This is a genomic window from Bradyrhizobium sp. WSM1743, from assembly GCF_000473065.1.
GTDB lineage: Bacteria > Pseudomonadota > Alphaproteobacteria > Rhizobiales > Xanthobacteraceae > Bradyrhizobium.
Genome location: NZ_AXAZ01000109.1, coordinates 1 through 15,296 on the forward strand (window position 1 = coordinate 1; position 15,296 = coordinate 15,296).

16 protein-coding genes and 1 pseudogene are annotated in these 15,296 nt (G+C 63.8%); 6 read left to right on the forward strand and 11 right to left on the reverse strand.

Annotation, left to right across the window (positions count from 1 at the left end; translation table 11 throughout):
• From YU9_RS49625 to YU9_RS0136570, 7 genes and pseudogenes are all read right to left on the reverse strand, one after another.
• Positions 1-207: pseudogene (locus YU9_RS49625) on the reverse strand (hypothetical protein); the annotation flags it as partial.
• A 662-nt stretch (positions 208-869) separates the two neighbouring features.
• Entirely contained in the window at positions 870-1,148 is a 279-nt protein-coding gene (locus tag YU9_RS43735; protein ID WP_051380646.1) for a hypothetical protein, read from the reverse strand.
• A gap of 1 nt (position 1,149) precedes the next feature.
• Entirely contained in the window at positions 1,150-2,796 is a 1,647-nt protein-coding gene (locus YU9_RS0136550; protein WP_027577155.1) for a GMC family oxidoreductase, read from the reverse strand.
• Positions 2,797-3,024: 228 nt separating this feature from the next.
• Positions 3,025-3,618 carry a GNAT family N-acetyltransferase gene (locus YU9_RS0136555; RefSeq protein WP_027577156.1) on the reverse strand — a complete coding sequence of 198 codons (594 nt, stop codon included), beginning with the start codon at positions 3,616-3,618 and terminating at the stop codon, positions 3,025-3,027.
• 119 nt (positions 3,619-3,737) lie between these two features.
• The gene (locus YU9_RS0136560; RefSeq protein WP_027577157.1) at positions 3,738-4,664 is read right to left on the reverse strand and encodes an SMP-30/gluconolactonase/LRE family protein; all 927 of its coding nucleotides are present in this window, start codon (positions 4,662-4,664) and stop codon (positions 3,738-3,740) included.
• A gap of 136 nt (positions 4,665-4,800) precedes the next feature.
• Positions 4,801-5,634, reverse strand: a complete 834-nt coding sequence (locus tag YU9_RS0136565; RefSeq protein ID WP_027577158.1) for an AraC family transcriptional regulator — start codon at positions 5,632-5,634, stop codon at positions 4,801-4,803.
• 222 nt (positions 5,635-5,856) lie between these two features.
• Positions 5,857-6,213, reverse strand: a complete 357-nt coding sequence (locus YU9_RS0136570) for a hypothetical protein (protein WP_027577159.1) — start codon at positions 6,211-6,213, stop codon at positions 5,857-5,859.
• 185 nt (positions 6,214-6,398) lie between these two features.
• Here YU9_RS0136570 and YU9_RS0136575 point away from each other — a divergent pair, with 185 nt between their 5' ends.
• On the forward strand, positions 6,399-6,623 hold the full coding sequence (locus tag YU9_RS0136575; RefSeq protein WP_024339451.1) for a hypothetical protein: 225 nt from the start codon (positions 6,399-6,401) through the stop codon (positions 6,621-6,623).
• Between the two features lie 280 nt (positions 6,624-6,903).
• Here YU9_RS0136575 and YU9_RS0136580 read toward each other — a convergent pair whose 3' ends face one another.
• A complete protein-coding gene (locus YU9_RS0136580; protein ID WP_027577160.1) occupies positions 6,904-7,560 on the reverse strand; it encodes a glutathione S-transferase family protein in 657 nt (218 codons plus the stop codon).
• Positions 7,561-7,722: 162 nt separating this feature from the next.
• Between YU9_RS0136580 and YU9_RS0136585 the strand changes: the two genes are divergently transcribed.
• Both YU9_RS0136585 and YU9_RS43740 read left to right on the forward strand, forming a co-directional pair.
• Positions 7,723-8,946: a polyhydroxyalkanoate depolymerase gene (locus YU9_RS0136585; RefSeq protein WP_027577161.1), complete on the forward strand. Its 1,224-nt coding sequence runs from the start codon at positions 7,723-7,725 to the stop codon at positions 8,944-8,946.
• Between the two features lie 121 nt (positions 8,947-9,067).
• Entirely contained in the window at positions 9,068-9,754 is a 687-nt protein-coding gene (locus YU9_RS43740; RefSeq protein WP_198028360.1) for a helix-turn-helix domain-containing protein, read from the forward strand.
• A gap of 16 nt (positions 9,755-9,770) precedes the next feature.
• Here the strand turns inward: YU9_RS43740 and YU9_RS0136595 are convergent, their stop codons facing one another.
• The 3 genes from YU9_RS0136595 to YU9_RS48515 all read right to left on the reverse strand — a co-directional run bounded on the left by YU9_RS0136595 (position 9,771) and on the right by YU9_RS48515 (position 12,755).
• Positions 9,771-11,234 (reverse strand): aldehyde dehydrogenase, encoded by a 1,464-nt coding sequence (locus tag YU9_RS0136595; RefSeq protein ID WP_036019087.1) that lies wholly within the window; start codon positions 11,232-11,234, stop codon positions 9,771-9,773.
• A gap of 80 nt (positions 11,235-11,314) precedes the next feature.
• Positions 11,315-12,553, reverse strand: coding sequence for an ABC transporter substrate-binding protein (locus YU9_RS43745; RefSeq protein WP_051380648.1), 1,239 nt, complete (start codon positions 12,551-12,553; stop codon positions 11,315-11,317).
• Between the two features lie 40 nt (positions 12,554-12,593).
• Entirely contained in the window at positions 12,594-12,755 is a 162-nt protein-coding gene (locus tag YU9_RS48515; RefSeq protein WP_156952336.1) for a hypothetical protein, read from the reverse strand.
• A gap of 141 nt (positions 12,756-12,896) precedes the next feature.
• On the opposite strand from YU9_RS48515, the gene YU9_RS0136610 reads away from it, so the two are divergent.
• The 3 genes from YU9_RS0136610 to YU9_RS48520 all read left to right on the forward strand — a co-directional run.
• A complete protein-coding gene (locus YU9_RS0136610; protein ID WP_027577163.1) occupies positions 12,897-14,090 on the forward strand; it encodes a CaiB/BaiF CoA-transferase family protein in 1,194 nt (397 codons plus the stop codon).
• On the forward strand, positions 14,087-15,013 hold the full coding sequence (locus tag YU9_RS0136615) for a hydroxymethylglutaryl-CoA lyase (RefSeq protein ID WP_027577164.1): 927 nt from the start codon (positions 14,087-14,089) through the stop codon (positions 15,011-15,013). The genes YU9_RS0136610 and YU9_RS0136615 overlap by 4 nt, the downstream gene beginning before the upstream one ends.
• A 120-nt stretch (positions 15,014-15,133) precedes the next feature.
• Positions 15,134-15,296, forward strand: a 163-nt coding sequence (locus YU9_RS48520) for a helix-turn-helix domain-containing protein (protein ID WP_156952337.1), incomplete at its 3' end; no start/stop codon positions are given.

The following is a 15,296-nucleotide window of genomic DNA, read 5'->3' on the forward strand; positions in this document are numbered from 1 at the left end:
AGAAGCGGCCCACGCGGCTGTCGATCTCAACCCTCTTTCACCCAGACAATAGGCCAGCATCAGCCGAAGTAACGACACCGCATCTGGAATTTGGCGCCGCCGCACGAAAGCCTTCGTCTGGCGCGCACTTATTTCAAGCTGCGCAGCCCCGCCGAGCTGCGCAACCACTCTCGTCCAGTCCTCGTTCAGAAGCGATTCGTCTGCCATCCCGCCTTGGAATCACGTGTGATTCCAACACTCAAGAATAAACTTAACGCCTATGGGGAAGGCCGGGTGCCGACTGGCACCCGCGGTCNGCTGCGCGAAAGCACACGCAGAGAAACCGCACAGCAGCATACAGGTGGTGCCGATCACTCGGCCTTCCCTGCGCGATGGTCGGACGGCTTATGCCGTGCTCTCCCGGGAGCCGAACTTTCCCTCTGGCCTCCCTCGCCCCGCGAATTGACGATGCCGTCTGCCCGGTTGGGCTCGCGCGCATTTTCGCAGAAGGCTTGACCGTAGCAACGACGGCCAGGACCACACGGTTTTGCCGTACGCGCTCAGCGCCGTCCGTCTGCACGCGGTTTCGGGCTCACAGGGACTACCCGCCCTGCCCGCACCTTTCGTGCCGACGCTGCCGCGTCCACCGCAACCCGGCCCGCGTTTCGAACGACTCGCGAACCGCCCCTCTTCCGTGAGCCGGGCTGTTTCGATCTATGCCGCAATTCCGAATTTCGGTAAAGCGGAATATTTTTGCGGGAAGGGGTTGACGGCGTTGCGGGTGTTTTGCCCGACGGGCAGACCTGTAGCCCGGATGGAGCGCAGCGCAATCCGGGGAAAGGCGCGCGGGCGGCTGCGCTCGTCCCGGATTACGCTGCGCTCCATCCGGGCTACGTCAGATTAGCCTCCGTCCGCCACTTGTCCATCGATTCGAAAATGACAGTTCGGGGCCAGCTTGGATCAGCCTCCTTGCCGGACCACGTCAAGTGAACTTCGGCAACTCTCCCATCTTCCAGTGAGACAAGAACGTCGTCGCGGTCATCTCGCCTGGCTTGCACCTTGATCGGCAAAGCAGCAAGCGGGTGACGATCGCCAATCTCCTTTCTTAACTCCTCTTCTAGGAGAAGGCGTTCCCGTTCATCGATGATCTGACGCCAGGGCTCAATCACCTCACGCCACCGCGGCGTCCGGAATCCTTGCGGCTTCCATCGGCTGCTTGCCGCGTATCAGATCCGAGGCGCGGTCGGCGATCATCATGGTGGAGGCGTTGAGGTTTGCCGAGATCATGCGGGGCATGACGGAGGCGTCGATGACGCGGAGGCCTTCGAGGCCGTGGACGCGGAGCTGGTCGTCGACCACGGCCCAGGTGGAATCCGCCGGACCCATGCGGCAGGTGCAGCCGGGGTGGAAGGTGGTGGTGCCGCGCTGGGTGGCGGCGGCGAGGAATTCGTCGTCGGTGTTGACGTTGGGGCCGGGGAAATCCTCGTAGGCGTAATAGGGCGACAGCGGCGCACTCTTCAGCAAGCGCCGCGCGAGCTTCATGCCGCCGACGATGACGCGGCGGTCGAGCTCGGCGTCGAGATAATTGGTCTGGATGATCGGCGGCGCGAACGGATCAGACGAGCGGATGCGGACATAGCCGCGGCTCTCGGGGCGCTGCTGCCAGGATGCCACGGTCATGCCGGGCTCGTCCTCGAGCTGGCCCTGCACGCCCTCCTTGTAGGAGGCGGGGGTGAAAGTGAGCTGCAGGTCGGAACTCTCGGCGCTCTCGCCGGAATGCCAGAAGCAATAGACCATGGTCGGCGACAGCGACAGCAGGCCGCGGCGCGCGGTGGCCCATTTCATCGCCTCGATCCACAGCGAGAAGCCGCGGCGGAGCTCGTTGATGGTCTTGATGTCCTTGACGCGCGCCACCGTGCGCGGGGCGTAATGGTCCTGAAGGCCCTCGCCGACCGGCAGCGCGTGGCGCACGGCGATGCCGTGTTGCTGCAACAGGTCCGGCGAGCCGATGCCGGAGAGCTGCAGCAGCTGCGGCGAATTATAGGTGCCGCCGGAGAGGATGACTTCCTTGTTGGCGCGCACTTCGACAGGATGACCGCCGCGGCCGCCCTTCATGTAGCGCACGCCGACGGCGCGGTTGCCCTCGAAGATGATCTCGGTCGCGTGCGCACGCGTGTGCACGTGCACGTTGGGCCGCTTCATCGCGGGCTTGAGGAACGCTGTCGCGCCGGAGACACGCAGGCCGTTGTTGATGGTGCGCTGGCAGTAGGAGACGCCTTCCTGGGTCTTGCCGTTGTAATCGGGATTGCGGGGAATGCCGAGCGAGACCGCGCCTTCCATGAAGGCTTCGCAGAGCGGATCGCGCCAGTTCATGGTGGTGACGATGAGGTTGCCGTCGCGGCCGCGATAGGTGTCCTCGCCTTCGCCGACCCGTTTCTCCAGCCGCCGGAAGTACGGCAGCACGTCGGCATAGCCCCAGCCGCGATTGCCCATCTGCGCCCAGGTGTCGAAATCCATGCGCTGGCCGCGATTGTAGATGTGGCCGTTGATCGAGGACGAACCACCAAGCGTCTTGCCGCGCGGCGCGTAGATGCTGCGCCCGCCGGTCCACGGACCGGGCTCCTGCTGATAGGCCCAGTTGATGCTCTTCATGTGGAAGGTCTTGATGAAGCCCGCCGGCAGATGGATGTAGGGATGCCAGTCGGAAGGGCCCGCCTCGAGCACGCAGACGCTGGTGTTGGGATCCTCGCTGAGCCGGCTGGTGAGCACGCAACCGGCGGAACCCGCGCCGACGATCACATAATCAAATCTATCCATGGTGCCTCACGTCCTAGGGCGCAATCAGTGCTGATTGAATGGTGCTGGCCACGAGCTCGGTCCAACCTCTCCCGCTTGCGGGGGAGGTCGGCGCGTAGCGCCGGGTGGGGGCTCTCTCCACGCGGGGAATCCCACCGCGGAGGCACCCCCTCCCCAGCCCTCCCCCGCAAGCGGGAGAGGGAGCGCAGCGTGACCGCGGATGCACCGAACTCATTCTTATGCTCATCCCTAGCGCGGCTTGTCGTTGAGTTGGAATTCGAGATGCGCCTGCACCGTCGGCCATTCGGCGGCGGTGATGCTGTAAACCACGGTATCGCGCAGCGTGCCGTTCGGCGCGATCTGATGGCTGCGCAGGATGCCGTCCTGCTTGGCGCCGAGGCGCTCGATGGCGCGGCGGCTCTGGTGGTTGAAGAAATGCGTGCGGAACTCCACCGCGATGCAATTCAGGGTCTCGAAGGCATGGCGCAGCAGCAGCAGCTTGCACTGCGTGTTGAGCGGGCCGCGCTGCGCGCTCTTGCCATACCAGGTCGAGCCGATCTCGACGCGGCGATTGGCGGCATCGATGTTCATGTAGGTGGTCATGCCGACGATCCTGCCGCCGGCGTCGAACACGGTGAACGGCAGCATCGAGCCGGCTGCCTGCAAAGCCAGGCGGCGGTCGATCTCCTTGCCCATGTTTTCCGGCAGCGGGATCGCGGTGTACCAGAGTTTTGACAGCTCGCCGTCCTTGACCGCCTCGACCAGCCCCTCGCGATGCTGATGCGACAGCGGCTCCAGACGGGCATGCTGTCCACGCAGGGTGACGGGATCGGGCCAGGGCATTTGATCGTTCCTCGTGATTGTCATTCCGGGATGGTCCGAAGGACCAGACCCGGAATCTCGAGATCCCGGGTTCGATGCTTCGCATCGCCCCGGAATGACGATTGCGCAAGGCGCAATCGTCACTTGTTCAAGAAATTCAACGGCAAACCGCCGCGCGGCCAGTCCATGGCGACCAGCTCGCCCTTGCCCGACAGCGTGATGTAGGCGGTCTTCAGCTCGGGGCCGCCGAAGGCGATGTTGGTGGTGACGCGGTCGCCGGTCGGAACCTGCTCGACCAGGGTGCCGTCGGGCGCGATCACCGAGATGCAGCCGGAGACGAGAGTGGCAACGCAGACATTGCCGTTCGCTTCCACCGCGAGCGAGTCGAACATCTGGTAGCCGCCGAGGCCGCAGATCGGCTTGCCGCGCTCGCCGCGATAGATCGGATCGCGCGGCTTGAGCGTGCCCGGCGCGGAGAGCTCATAGGCCCAGAGCCGCCCGGTCGGCGTCTCCGCGATGTAGACCGTGTTCTCGTCCGGCGACAGCCCGATGCCGTTGGCCGGCAGCACGCCATGCACGACCTCCACGATCTCGGTCATGCCGGGCTTGAGGTAATACATGCCACCGACATCCATCTCGCGCGCGCGGCGCTTGCCGAGATCGGAGAACCAGAGGCCGCCGTGGCTGTCGAAGACGAGGTCGTTCGGCCCGCGCAGATCGTGCACGCCGCATTTGGTCACGACGGTCTCGACCTTGCCGGATTGCAGGTCGACGCGCTGGATCGAGCCGCCGAGATAATCGTCCGGCTGCGGACCGGGCATGATCATGTTGCGTGTCGGGATCCAGGAGAAGCCGCCATTGTTGCAGATGTAGATCTTGCCATCGGGTCCGAGCGCGGCGCCATTCGGGCCGCCCGGGACCTTGGCGACGATCTCCTTGCGCCCGTCAGGATAGACACGGGTGAGACGCTGGCCACGGATCTCCACCAGCACCACCGAGCCGTCCGGCATCGCAACCGGCCCTTCGGGAAATTCGAGGTCGGTGGCGAGAACGCGGACGTTGGACATTTTGGGACCCTCCCGGCTGCTTGTTATGGCTTGCACGGGATGTCCGGCACGGGCCCCGCAGGCAAGATTTGCCAGCGGTTATGACAAAGTCGCCAAGGCTTGCCAAGCAAGCGGGACGGTATGCCAGCGTTGCGCGCTACTCCCTCACCGGCAGCCAGATCTCGAAACCGCCATTGCCGGTTGCAGGATCGAACGTCTCATCGTAGCGCTCGAAGTTCGGCGCGTCTGCGGCTCTGAGGCCGGATGCCGGCAGCCACTGATTCCAGATCGTGTTCACCGTGCGCCGGATCGAAGCGACGTGATCCGAGTGCCTAAAGACGGCATAGCGCTGCTCGGGAATGCGGATGCGACCAAAGCGGCGCGGCAGGTCGGAGAAATCGGCGACCTCGACGCCGGCGATGTAGTCGAAATTGCCGGCATCATCGCCGTTGCAGCAGACGCCGTAGGCGACGTGACCGACGCGGGCGGGAATGTCGGCGACCTCCTGGTGGAAGCGTTGCCACAGACCCGGGATCATGGCGCCGTTGTCGCAGGAGATGCGCTCGGCGGGACCGGCGACGAGAAAGGCCTTGGCGGTCTCGAAACGCGGTGGAGCGAGAGTATCGAGCATCGTGGAATCCATGAGGATCGGCTCCTGAAGCTTGAGGTGGCTGACGCACGTTGCCGCCCTGACCGCTTCGGGCGTGGTGCCGAAATGGTCGCGGAACGCGCGGGTGAAGGCTTCGTGCGAGCCGTAGTCCGCCTCCAGCGCCAGCGACAGGATGTCGGGTGCGCCCTTTGCCAGACTGCGCGCGGCCTCCGTCAGCCGCCGCGCGCGCACGTAGCGCATCACGGGAAGACCGACTGCTGCGGCAAACGCACGCACGATGTGGAACCGCGACACGCCCGAGACCGCCGCGATCTCGTCGAGCGTCATCGGCTCGGCCAGATGGCTCTCGATATACCAGAGCGCGCGCTGGGCTGGGTTCATGGCGGTTCAGGCCCTCATTCGAAGCGCGGCGATGATGTGCTGCCGCCGCGCGCTTCGCTTGATCGGGATTGCTCTCGTGCCCCGGATGCAGCGCAGCGCGCCGCCCTTTGCGGCGTGGTGCACTGCCAAGCCGGGGCCCATCTCACCACACTCACGCGTGGCCTCTGGGTCCCGGCTCAGCGGAGCGTTGCACGCTGCACCGCGTCCGGGACACGGCACCATTTATTTGGCCGCGTCCTTCGGCGCCGGCGCGTCCTGCCTCTTCTTCACGTCCTCCGCGGTCTTCGCCTGCGCGGCCTGAAGGTCGGCGAGCGTCTTCTGCAAGCCGGCGATGCCTGTCTTCAAGGCGTCGATCTGGCGACCCGCGGCATCCAGCTTCTGCTGATGATCGAGGGTGAGCTTGGTGATGGTCTTCTGCAGGAAGTCGACATTGCTCTGCAGGCAACTGGTGCGCCGCTCCATGGTCTTCTCGACGGTGCAGATCTCGATGCCGGGCACGTCCTGCGCGTGCACCGGCAGAGGCGCCAGCGTGGCGAGCAGCAACATCGCAAAACAAATGCCCGGGCTTCGAACCAGCATGAAAAGTTCCTTACTCGATGATCACAGCAATGTGCGCTGTTTGCGCGCTGCCGCGTGAGGCTACCACACTCGCACCGCATTCTCGCGTTGAGCTTGGGCTCGTTCCCCTGGGACGGGGAGCAATGAACCGCACGCGGAAGAAGTGGGCGCTCTTCCCGCGGCTTTGATTAGGGGAGATTTTTGGAATGGCAACGCGCGATAGACGTTTGGCGGAATTCGATGGCGCCGGAGAACCTCCGCCGGGTCTGCCACTCGAAGTGCTATGCGAGGATCACAGCGGAACATATCAACTGCCGTTCGCCTGCCGCTATGTCGAGGGACGCTGGCAGAACCACGAGGCCGGCATTGCGGTCGAAGCAACCGTGATCGGCTGGCGCCTGCCACGCGTGAAGCAGCGCGGGGCCGCCTGACGGCGGTCTCTGTTTCAAAATGCGACGGGGCCGCGCTCCGCTTTAACCTTTGGAACGCGGCCCGAACGAATCACGTCCGAATCAGCCGAAAGGCCATGTACGCATCTGTTCCCGGCTAGATGTCGATACGGCTCTGCGGGCCTGTACAATATCTCGGCAGCGCGCCGGATCGGCCGGGCCTGGCACCGGCGCCAAATGTTAACGGTGGCAAAGGCATAGCTGTGAGATCGCCGGCGAGGGGACCCCGCCGCCGAAACAGGCAGGGCCGCGCGACATCTGCCTAATATTCGACCTCGAGCTCCTCGATCTCGGCCGGCTCCTCCTTCGCCGACGCGATCCATTCCTGCATCTCCGGCATGGCCATGATGGTGTCGGCATAGGCCTTCAGCGGCGGCGCGAGCTTGACGTCGTAAGTCACAAAGCGCGTCACCACCGGTGCGTACATCGCATCCGCCATGGTGCGCTGCGTGCCGAACAGGAACGGGCCGCCCGATTTCTCCAGGCAGTCGCGCCAGATGAACCAGACGCGGTCGATGTCGGCCTGCGCCCGCGACCAGATCTTGAAGCCGGGAAAGTGCCCCTTCAGGTTGACCGGCAGCGAGGCGCGCAGCGTGGTGAAGCCGGAATGGATTTCGCCTGAGATCGAGCGGCAATGGGCGCGCTGGATGCGGTCGGCCGGCAACAAGCCGGCGTCCGGCATCACCTCGTTGAGATATTCGGCAATCGCCAGCGTATCCCACACCACGGCGCCCTCGTGCCGCAGGCACGGCACCAGGATCGAGGACGACAGCAGCAGGATTTCGGCGCGCGCCGACGGATCATCGGGCGCGGTGACGATCTCCTCGAAATCGAGCCCGGAGAATTTCGTCAGCAGCCATCCGCGCAGCGACCAGGACGAGTAGTTCTTGCTGCTGATGGTCAGTGTCGCCTTCGCCATGGAGCCTTCCCTCACGCCTGGGCAACGCACCGCCGCGCGTGCGTGCCCGTGACCTGTGCTACCCGCCCAGAGCGCAGCAAGCGACGTGCCAATTTTCCGGGCGGTCCGCGCCCCGTCTGGCTTCGATATTGCATCACGACAGGAGGCAGGTGGGCTTTCAGTATGATGTCGATGTATTATCAGGCCTTTCAGAACCACATGGACCTGACGGCGCCGTGGCGCGCGGGGGCTTCGTCCGCGCTCAAATTCCTCAATCTGGTGCCTCAGGGCCTATCGGACCAGGTCGTCGGCAGGCTGTCGGCCGCGCTGGAGCTGATCTCGCGCTCCACCCTCACCTATGACCGTCCCGCCTACGGCATCGACAGCGTCATGGTGGGCAACCGCGAAATCGCCGTCAGCGAGGAGATCGCCTATGCGACGCCATTCGGCTCGCTGCTGCATTTTCGCAAGGACGGCGTGGGCGAGCAGCCGCGCATGCTGCTGGTGGCGCCGATGTCCGGACACTTCGCCACGCTGCTGCGCGGCACCGTGAAGACGCTGCTCCAGGACCACGACGTCTACATCACCGACTGGCACAATCCGCGCGACATTCCCCGCAGCGAGGGCCGCTTCGGGCTCGACGACTACACCGAGCACCTGATCGATTTCCTCGGACAGCTCGGTCCGCGCCCGCACATGGTCGCGATCTGCCAGCCCTCGGTGTCGGCGCTCGCGGCCGCGGCGATCATGTGCGAGGACAACCATCCCTCGCGCCCGGCGACGCTAACGCTGATGGCGGGCCCGATCGACACGCGGATCCAGCCGACCAGGGTCAACGAGTTCGCCAAGAGCAAGCCGATCGAATGGTTCGAGCGCAATTTGATCAACTATGTGCCGATGCAGTGCCGCGGCGCCTTGCGCAAGGTCTATCCCGGCTTCGTGCAGCTCACCGCCTTCGTCTCGATGAATCTCGAGCGCCACATCAAGCAGCATCTCGACCTCGCCAACCACATCGCCAAGGGCGAGAAGGAGAAGGCGGCGACCATCAAGACGTTCTACGACGAATATTTCGCCGTGATGGATCTTCCGGCGGAATTCTACATCGAGACCGTGCGCGACGTGTTCCAGGAGCACCTCTTGCCGCAGGGCAGGCTGATGCATCGCGGCCGCCCCGTGAACACCAAAGCCGTCAGCCGCATGGGCCTGATGACGGTCGAGGGCGAGAAGGACGATATCTGCTCAATCGGCCAGACCCTCGCAGCACAAGACCTCTGCACCGGCGTGCGCGCCTATCGCCGCGTCCACCACATGCAGGCTGGCGTCGGCCATTACGGCGTGTTCTCCGGCAAGCGCTGGAACAACGAGATCTATCCGCTGCTGCGGGATTTCGTGCACGTCAATTCGTAGAGCACGGCTTATTCGTCAAGGCGGACCGCCGCAGGCGATCCGCGGCCGAACGGCGCTTCCGCGCGAGACCGGGACACATACAACCTTGTGAGGCGGCCCAACTTCTGAAAATATGCGCGGCATGCACGACAGATTGCCTGCACGACGACAGAAGACCTCGGAAGCGCCCGGAAACGAGGGCGCAACTTCACGCAAAACTCCGACAAAATCGAAGCGGCAGCAGCGAACCGGCCGTGCCGGCGACGACGCCATCATCATCGAAGTCGGCAGCCGGGTAAAGCAGCTACGGACGCAGGCAGGCCTGACGCTGGAGGAATTTGCGGCGCAATCCGGTGTCAGCCGCGCCATGCTGTCCAAGGTCGAACGCGGCGAGAAGAGCCCCACTCTTGCGATCATCGTGCGGATTGCCAAGGGACTCAATGTCTCGATGTCCACGCTGATGGGCGCGGAGCCCGATCCCGCGCAAGTCACCGTGATCCGGAAAGCCAATCGGCTGGCCTTCAAGGATCCCGAGACCGGCTTCGAGCGTCACAACCTGTCGCCGACTCATTTGGACAACGACCTCGAGTTTTTGCTGCACCGGATTCCCCCGGGCGAGTCTTCGGGCGAATTGCCGCCGTACAAGGTGCCGACTGAGAAATACATCGTCGTGCATGAGGGCCAGCTGACGCTCCAGACGGGGGAGGCCAACTACGTGCTCGAGACCGGCGACTCCTTCTACTTCGAGGTCCGAGACTCCTACCGCTTGATCAACGCCGGTAAAACGCCCTGCGCCTACTACCTCGTTATTCGGCGTCGCCGGATATAACCCGTGCCACACCTGTCTATTGCAGCGTAAACGGATTGGAAATCGACGGCTTCGGATTGATGAACACGCTCTTGGGCTCGAGATACTCGTAGATTGCTTCAAGCCCGTTCTCCCTGCCGAGGCCCGATTCCTTGAAGCCGCCGAATGGCGAGAGATAGCTGACCACACGATAGGCGTTGACCCAGACCGTCCCAGCCCGCAGCCGCTTCGGCATCGCGATTGCCCGCGCCAGATCGGTGGTCCACAGGCCGGCCGCGAGGCCGAAAGGCGTGTCATTGGCGAGCGCGATCGCCTCGTCGTCGGAATCGAACTTGATCACGCTCAGAATCGGACCGAACACCTCTTCGCGCGCGATTCGCATGTCGTTGGTGACATCGGCGAAGATGGTCGGCTCCACGAACCAACCCTGCCCGCATTCCCCCTGGGTGGCTCGCCGCCCACCAAGGACACATCGGGCGCCCTCTTCCTTCGCCAGCTCTATATATTGGAGGACCTTCGCAAGCTGCTGCTCGGTCGCCAGCGGTCCGACGTCGGTCTCCGGGTTGTTGGGATCGCCGAGCCGCGCAGCCTTCATCATTTCGACCAGACGCGCAAGGAACGCGTCGTGGATCGAGGAATGCAGCAGCAACCGCGATCCCGCCATGCAAGTCTGGCCGCTTGCGGCGAAGATGCCGGAGATCACACCCTTGACCGCGTCCTCGATGCTGGCATCGCCGAAGACGATGTTGGGCGACTTGCCCCCGAGCTCGAGCGAGACGCGCTTGAACTGCCGCGCGGCGGCCTCGTAGATCTTGAGGCCGGCAAGATTGCCTCCGGTGAAGGCAATCCGATCGACAAAGGGATGATTGACCAGGGGCTCGCCAGTCTCAGCGCCCAGACCCGTGACGACGTTGACCACGCCTTTGGGAAACCCGGCCTGTTCGAATAGCCGGACCAGTGCGAGCAGGGACGTCGAGGCGAATTCAGACGGCTTGATCACCACGGTGTTGCCGGCGGCGAGCGCAGGTGCGAGTTTCCAGACCGTCAGCAGCAGCGGCGAATTCCACGGCGTGATGGCACCGACGACGCCGACCGGCTCGTAGGAAACGTAGTGCAGCATGCCCTTCTTGTCGGTCGGCGGCATGCGGCCTTCGATCTTATCGGCGAGCCCCCCATAGTATTGGAACCAGCGCGGCAGGTATTTCATCTGCCCGAGCATCTCGACCCTGAGCTTACCGTTGTCGCGCACTTCCAGCTCGGCCAACCGCTCCGCATTCGCGGCAATCAGCTCGCCCACGCGGTGCAGCAGGAGCCCGCGATCGCTCGGATGCATGCTCGCCCAGGCACCGCCGACAAAGGCGCGGTTCGCCGCCTGCACGGCGCGGTCGATGTCCTCGGCATTGCCGCGGGGAATGATGGCCCACGCATTTCCCGTGAACGGATTTTTGGTCTCAAGCCAGCGGCCGGAGGCGGCTTCGCACCATTCACCATCGATGTACATTTTGAAGACTTCAAGCTGGTGCGGGACGTCGCCCCGCACCTCGCCCGGCGGTGATATCGTGCGCGTCGAGCCTTCAGCGTTCATGACGATACTCCAATTCCAACTTTGATGTTCTCACCGCACGGCGAGATAGGACATCCGCTCTTCTCGGCTGCCACGAACAGGCCATCGCCCGGCAGTGTCGCGACGAGCTTGTACAGATCCGCCGGGCTCTTGGAGTCCTGCGGACTCTTCACCTCGAAGATGTGCATGTCGGACAGGACGCGGCCGTTGGGCTGGATGTGCGCGTGCTGGATCAGATTGCCGTCGATCGGCTGCTGCAGCATTCTGGTCTGGACCTGCGCGGCATCGTCGGTGCCGGTCGCAGTCACCGCCTTGAGGTAGTGCGTGGTGGCAAGATAGGCTAGCACATGGCCCATGGTCGGCACATTGTTGCCGTTGCGCGCCATGAAGCGCTTCGACCAGGCGCGGGTCTCTTCGTTCAGGTCCCAGTAGAAGGAGGCAGCAAGCCGCAGGCCTTGCGCGGTGGACAGGCCGAGCGCGGTGACATTGTTCTCGAACACCAGCATGGTCGCCAGCTTGGCGCTCACGCCGAATTCCCTGGCCTGCTTGATGGCGAGCACGAGATCCGGGCCGGCATTGGCCAGCCCGATCACGTCGGCGCCGGAGCTTTGCGCCGCCAGCAGCTGCGAGGCGAGATCGGTGACGTTGAGCGGATGCAGCACCTGACCGACGACCTGGCCACCGGACGCCTTGACGGTCTCGCCGGCGTCGGCCGCGAGGTTCTTGCCGAACACGTAGTCGGCGACGATGAAGAACCATTTCTTGCCACCGGCATCGACAATGCCCTTGGCGATGGTCTTGGACAGCTCGCTGGTGGATGGCGCCCATTGGGTCCCATAAGGTGAACAGCCGTCGCCGCTGAAGTTCGAAGCGTAGCCGCCGCTGACCAGGGTTGTCTTCTTCAGCGAGCGTGCGATCGCTTGCACTGCAAGGCCGACCGAACTTGCGCCACCGGGGATGATGGCACTGACACCCTGCTGCTCGATGAACTGGCGCGCCAGCGCGGCACCGATGTCGGGCTTGCTCTGGTGATCGGCCGAGACCACCTCGATCGGACGTCCCAGCACCTTGCCGCCGAAATCCTCCACCGCCATCTTGGTCGCCAGCACCGTACCGGGCCCGCCATTGCCGGAATAGATGCCCGACATGTCGTCGATCACGCCGATCCGGAATGGCGCATCCTGGGCGAACGCAGCGGCAGGAACGGCGCCGAGCAGCACGGCGATACACGCCACGCGAAGCAGTGACACAATCATGTTTTCCTCCCTTGTGATGACGGATTGTCCATTCCCATCGTCAGAACGCGATCTTCACCGGGCCCTGCGCCGCGAATTGCGGATTGTTGTTGCCGAACGTGCTCGCTGCCGTCGTCCCGAGCTGCTGCGCCTGCGCCGTGGCAACAGACATTCCTGCGGCCAGCAACAATGCTGCGGCCGTTACCGCCGACGTCAGTCTCACGGCATTCCCCGTTTTGCGTTGTCGTCCCGGAGTGGCGTCTTGTGGATGCGCGCCTTCTCGAACCAAACCCTAGCAGAAATTTTCTATTATAAAAGAGAAATCTTCTATAGGAGATTTTACAGACCCAGGGAGGGAGGCGACATGAAAGGTCCACTCAGCGGCGTTCGCGTGCTCGAGTTCGGCACGCTGATCGCAGCACCGTTTGCAGCACGACTGTTCGCCGAATTCGGCGCAGAGGTGATCAAGATCGAACAGCCCGGCCAGGGCGATCCCTTGCGCAAATGGCGCAAGCTGCATCAAGGCACGTCGCTGTGGTGGTACCTGCAATCACGCAACAAGAAATCCATCGTGCTCGACCTCAAATGCGAAGACGGCTTGGCGATCGCAAAGGCTCTCGCGGCTAAGGCGGACGTCGTCATTGAGAATTTCCGGCCCGGCATCCTGGAGAAGATGGGCCTCGGCTGGGATGTGCTCTCCGCGCTCAATCCCAACCTGACGCTGGTGCGCATCTCCGGTTACGGACAGACCGGCCCCTATCGCGACCGCCCGGGCTTCGGCGCCATCGGTGAAGCGATGGGCGGGCTGCGCTACACGACCGGCGATCTCGAATCTCCGCCCGCGCGCACAGGTATCAGCATCGGCGACAGCCTCGCCTCGCTGCACGCAGTGATCGGCGCACTGATGTCGCTGCTGCACGTCAAGGCAGGCGGCGGCAAGGGACAGATCGTCGACGTCTCGCTGTTCGAAAGCGTCTTCAATCTGATGGAGAGCCTGGTTCCGGAATACGATCTGATGGGCCATGTCCGCACCCGCAGCGGGGGCGCGCTGCCCGGCATCAGTCCATCCAACACCTATCCGACGCGCGATGGCGGTTACGTCGTCATTGCCGGAAACAGCGATGCGATCTTCAAGCGGCTGATGGTGGCCGTCGGCAGACCCGATCTTGCCGCGGATGAAGGTCTTGCAACCAATGACGGGCGTGTCGCCCGCAATGCCGAGCTCGATGCAGCGATCGCGGATTGGACCCGCCGGCACACCGTTGCGGAAGCGCTCGAGATTCTCGAGACGGCCGGCGTCCCCGCCGGGCGCATCTATTCGGTAGCCGATATCGTCGACGACCCGCACTATGCCGCGCGCGAGATGATCGTCCCGGCCATCCTGCCCGGCGACGTGTCCGTGAAGATGCCTGGCATTGTGCCGAAGCTCTCGGACACACCCGGCGCGATCCTCTGGAGCGGCCCTGAGCTCGGCGCACACACCGAAGTCGTCCTCGCCGAACTCGGCAAGACCGAACAGGATATTCGGGAGCTGCGGCAGCGTGGTGTCGTCCAATGAACGCCACACCTGATGTCATCATTCAGGAGGTCTGCCCGCGCGACGGCCTCCAGATCGAGCCGGTCATCGTGTCGACGGAACGCAAGGTCGCACTGATCGACCGCTTGTCCGAGTTGGGCTTTCCCCGGATCGAGGCAGGGTCCTTCGTCTCGCCGAGGGCGGTCCCTGCCCTCGCCGATGGTGATGCCGTATTCCGTTCCATCGTTCGACGCGAAGGCGTGATCTTCGTTGCTCTCATTCCCAATCTCAGGGGAGCCGAACGCGCTCTGGCGGCTGGTGCCGACGAGCTGAATTTCGTGATGTCGGCGAGCGTGACACACAATCGGGTCAATATGGGCATGGACCATGAGGGTTCACTATCGGCTCTGGCCGAAGCCACTGCGGCGACCGGTGGGCGCATTCACGTCAATGCGACCCTGGCGACCGCCTTCGGTTGTCCGTTCGAAGGCCAGCAGGACGAGGGTAAGGTGCTGCGCCTGATCGAGGCATATCTCCGTCTCGGCGCGCAAAGCATCACACTCGCAGATACCACCGGCATGGCCAATCCGAAGCTCGTAAGACGGCGTGTCAAATCCGCACTCGGTCTCGTCCCACGCGACGGATTGACTCTGCATTTCCACAATACGAGGGGTCTGGGACTCGTCAATGTGATGGCTGGCTTCGAGGCCGGCGCGCTTCGTTTCGATGCGTCGCTCGGCGGTCTCGGCGGCTGCCCGTTTGCGCCAGGTGCGTCGGGCAACGTCTGCACCGAAGACCTCGTCAATCTCTGCGAGGAGGTCGGGCTGAACACCGGCATCGACCTCGAAGGCCTGATCGCATTGTCACGCGAGTTGCCGTCGATCGTCGGACACCCCGTACCGGGTCAAGTCGCCAAGGCGGGCCGCTCCTGCGATCTCCACCCGGCCCCGCCGACGCCACCATGATGGCACGCCTTGTTTGTTACGCGCAACTTAGAGCATTTCCTCGCTTGATTGAATCGGAGGGATTCCGGTTTTTGGCGGATTGTGATTCAAGATGCTGACTGGATTGGAGGCCAGCATCGCATGACCCGACCTCTTTCCCTGGATCTTCGCGAGCGTGTGGTGGCGTCGGTTTTGGCGGGCGAGAGCTGCCGATCTGTGGCGGAACGGTTTGGTGTTGCGGTCTCGTCAGTGGTGAAGTGGTCACAGCGACAGCGGGCGACCGGCTCGGTTGCGCCGGGCAAGA

What these genes read in the sequence shown, in the direction of transcription:
- YU9_RS0136550 (WP_027577155.1), bottom strand. Translation starts at nt 2,796, where the DNA reads ATGGATAGATTTGATTATGTGATCGTCGGCGCGGGTTCCGCCGGTTGC.
- YU9_RS0136555 (WP_027577156.1), bottom strand. Translation starts at nt 3,618, where the DNA reads ATGCCCTGGCCCGATCCCGTCACCCTGCGTGGACAGCATGCCCGTCTG.
- YU9_RS0136560 (WP_027577157.1), bottom strand. Translation starts at nt 4,664, where the DNA reads ATGTCCAACGTCCGCGTTCTCGCCACCGACCTCGAATTTCCCGAAGGG.
- YU9_RS0136565 (WP_027577158.1), bottom strand. Translation starts at nt 5,634, where the DNA reads ATGAACCCAGCCCAGCGCGCGCTCTGGTATATCGAGAGCCATCTGGCC.
- YU9_RS0136570 (WP_027577159.1), bottom strand. Translation starts at nt 6,213, where the DNA reads ATGCTGGTTCGAAGCCCGGGCATTTGTTTTGCGATGTTGCTGCTCGCC.
- YU9_RS0136575 (WP_024339451.1), top strand. Translation starts at nt 6,399, where the DNA reads ATGGCAACGCGCGATAGACGTTTGGCGGAATTCGATGGCGCCGGAGAA.
- YU9_RS0136580 (WP_027577160.1), bottom strand. Translation starts at nt 7,560, where the DNA reads ATGGCGAAGGCGACACTGACCATCAGCAGCAAGAACTACTCGTCCTGG.
- YU9_RS0136585 (WP_027577161.1), top strand. Translation starts at nt 7,723, where the DNA reads ATGATGTCGATGTATTATCAGGCCTTTCAGAACCACATGGACCTGACG.
- YU9_RS43740 (WP_198028360.1), top strand. Translation starts at nt 9,068, where the DNA reads ATGCACGACAGATTGCCTGCACGACGACAGAAGACCTCGGAAGCGCCC.
- YU9_RS0136595 (WP_036019087.1), bottom strand. Translation starts at nt 11,234, where the DNA reads ATGTACATCGATGGTGAATGGTGCGAAGCCGCCTCCGGCCGCTGGCTT.
- YU9_RS43745 (WP_051380648.1), bottom strand. Translation starts at nt 12,553, where the DNA reads ATGATTGTGTCACTGCTTCGCGTGGCGTGTATCGCCGTGCTGCTCGGC.
- YU9_RS0136610 (WP_027577163.1), top strand. Translation starts at nt 12,897, where the DNA reads ATGAAAGGTCCACTCAGCGGCGTTCGCGTGCTCGAGTTCGGCACGCTG.
- YU9_RS0136615 (WP_027577164.1), top strand. Translation starts at nt 14,087, where the DNA reads ATGAACGCCACACCTGATGTCATCATTCAGGAGGTCTGCCCGCGCGAC.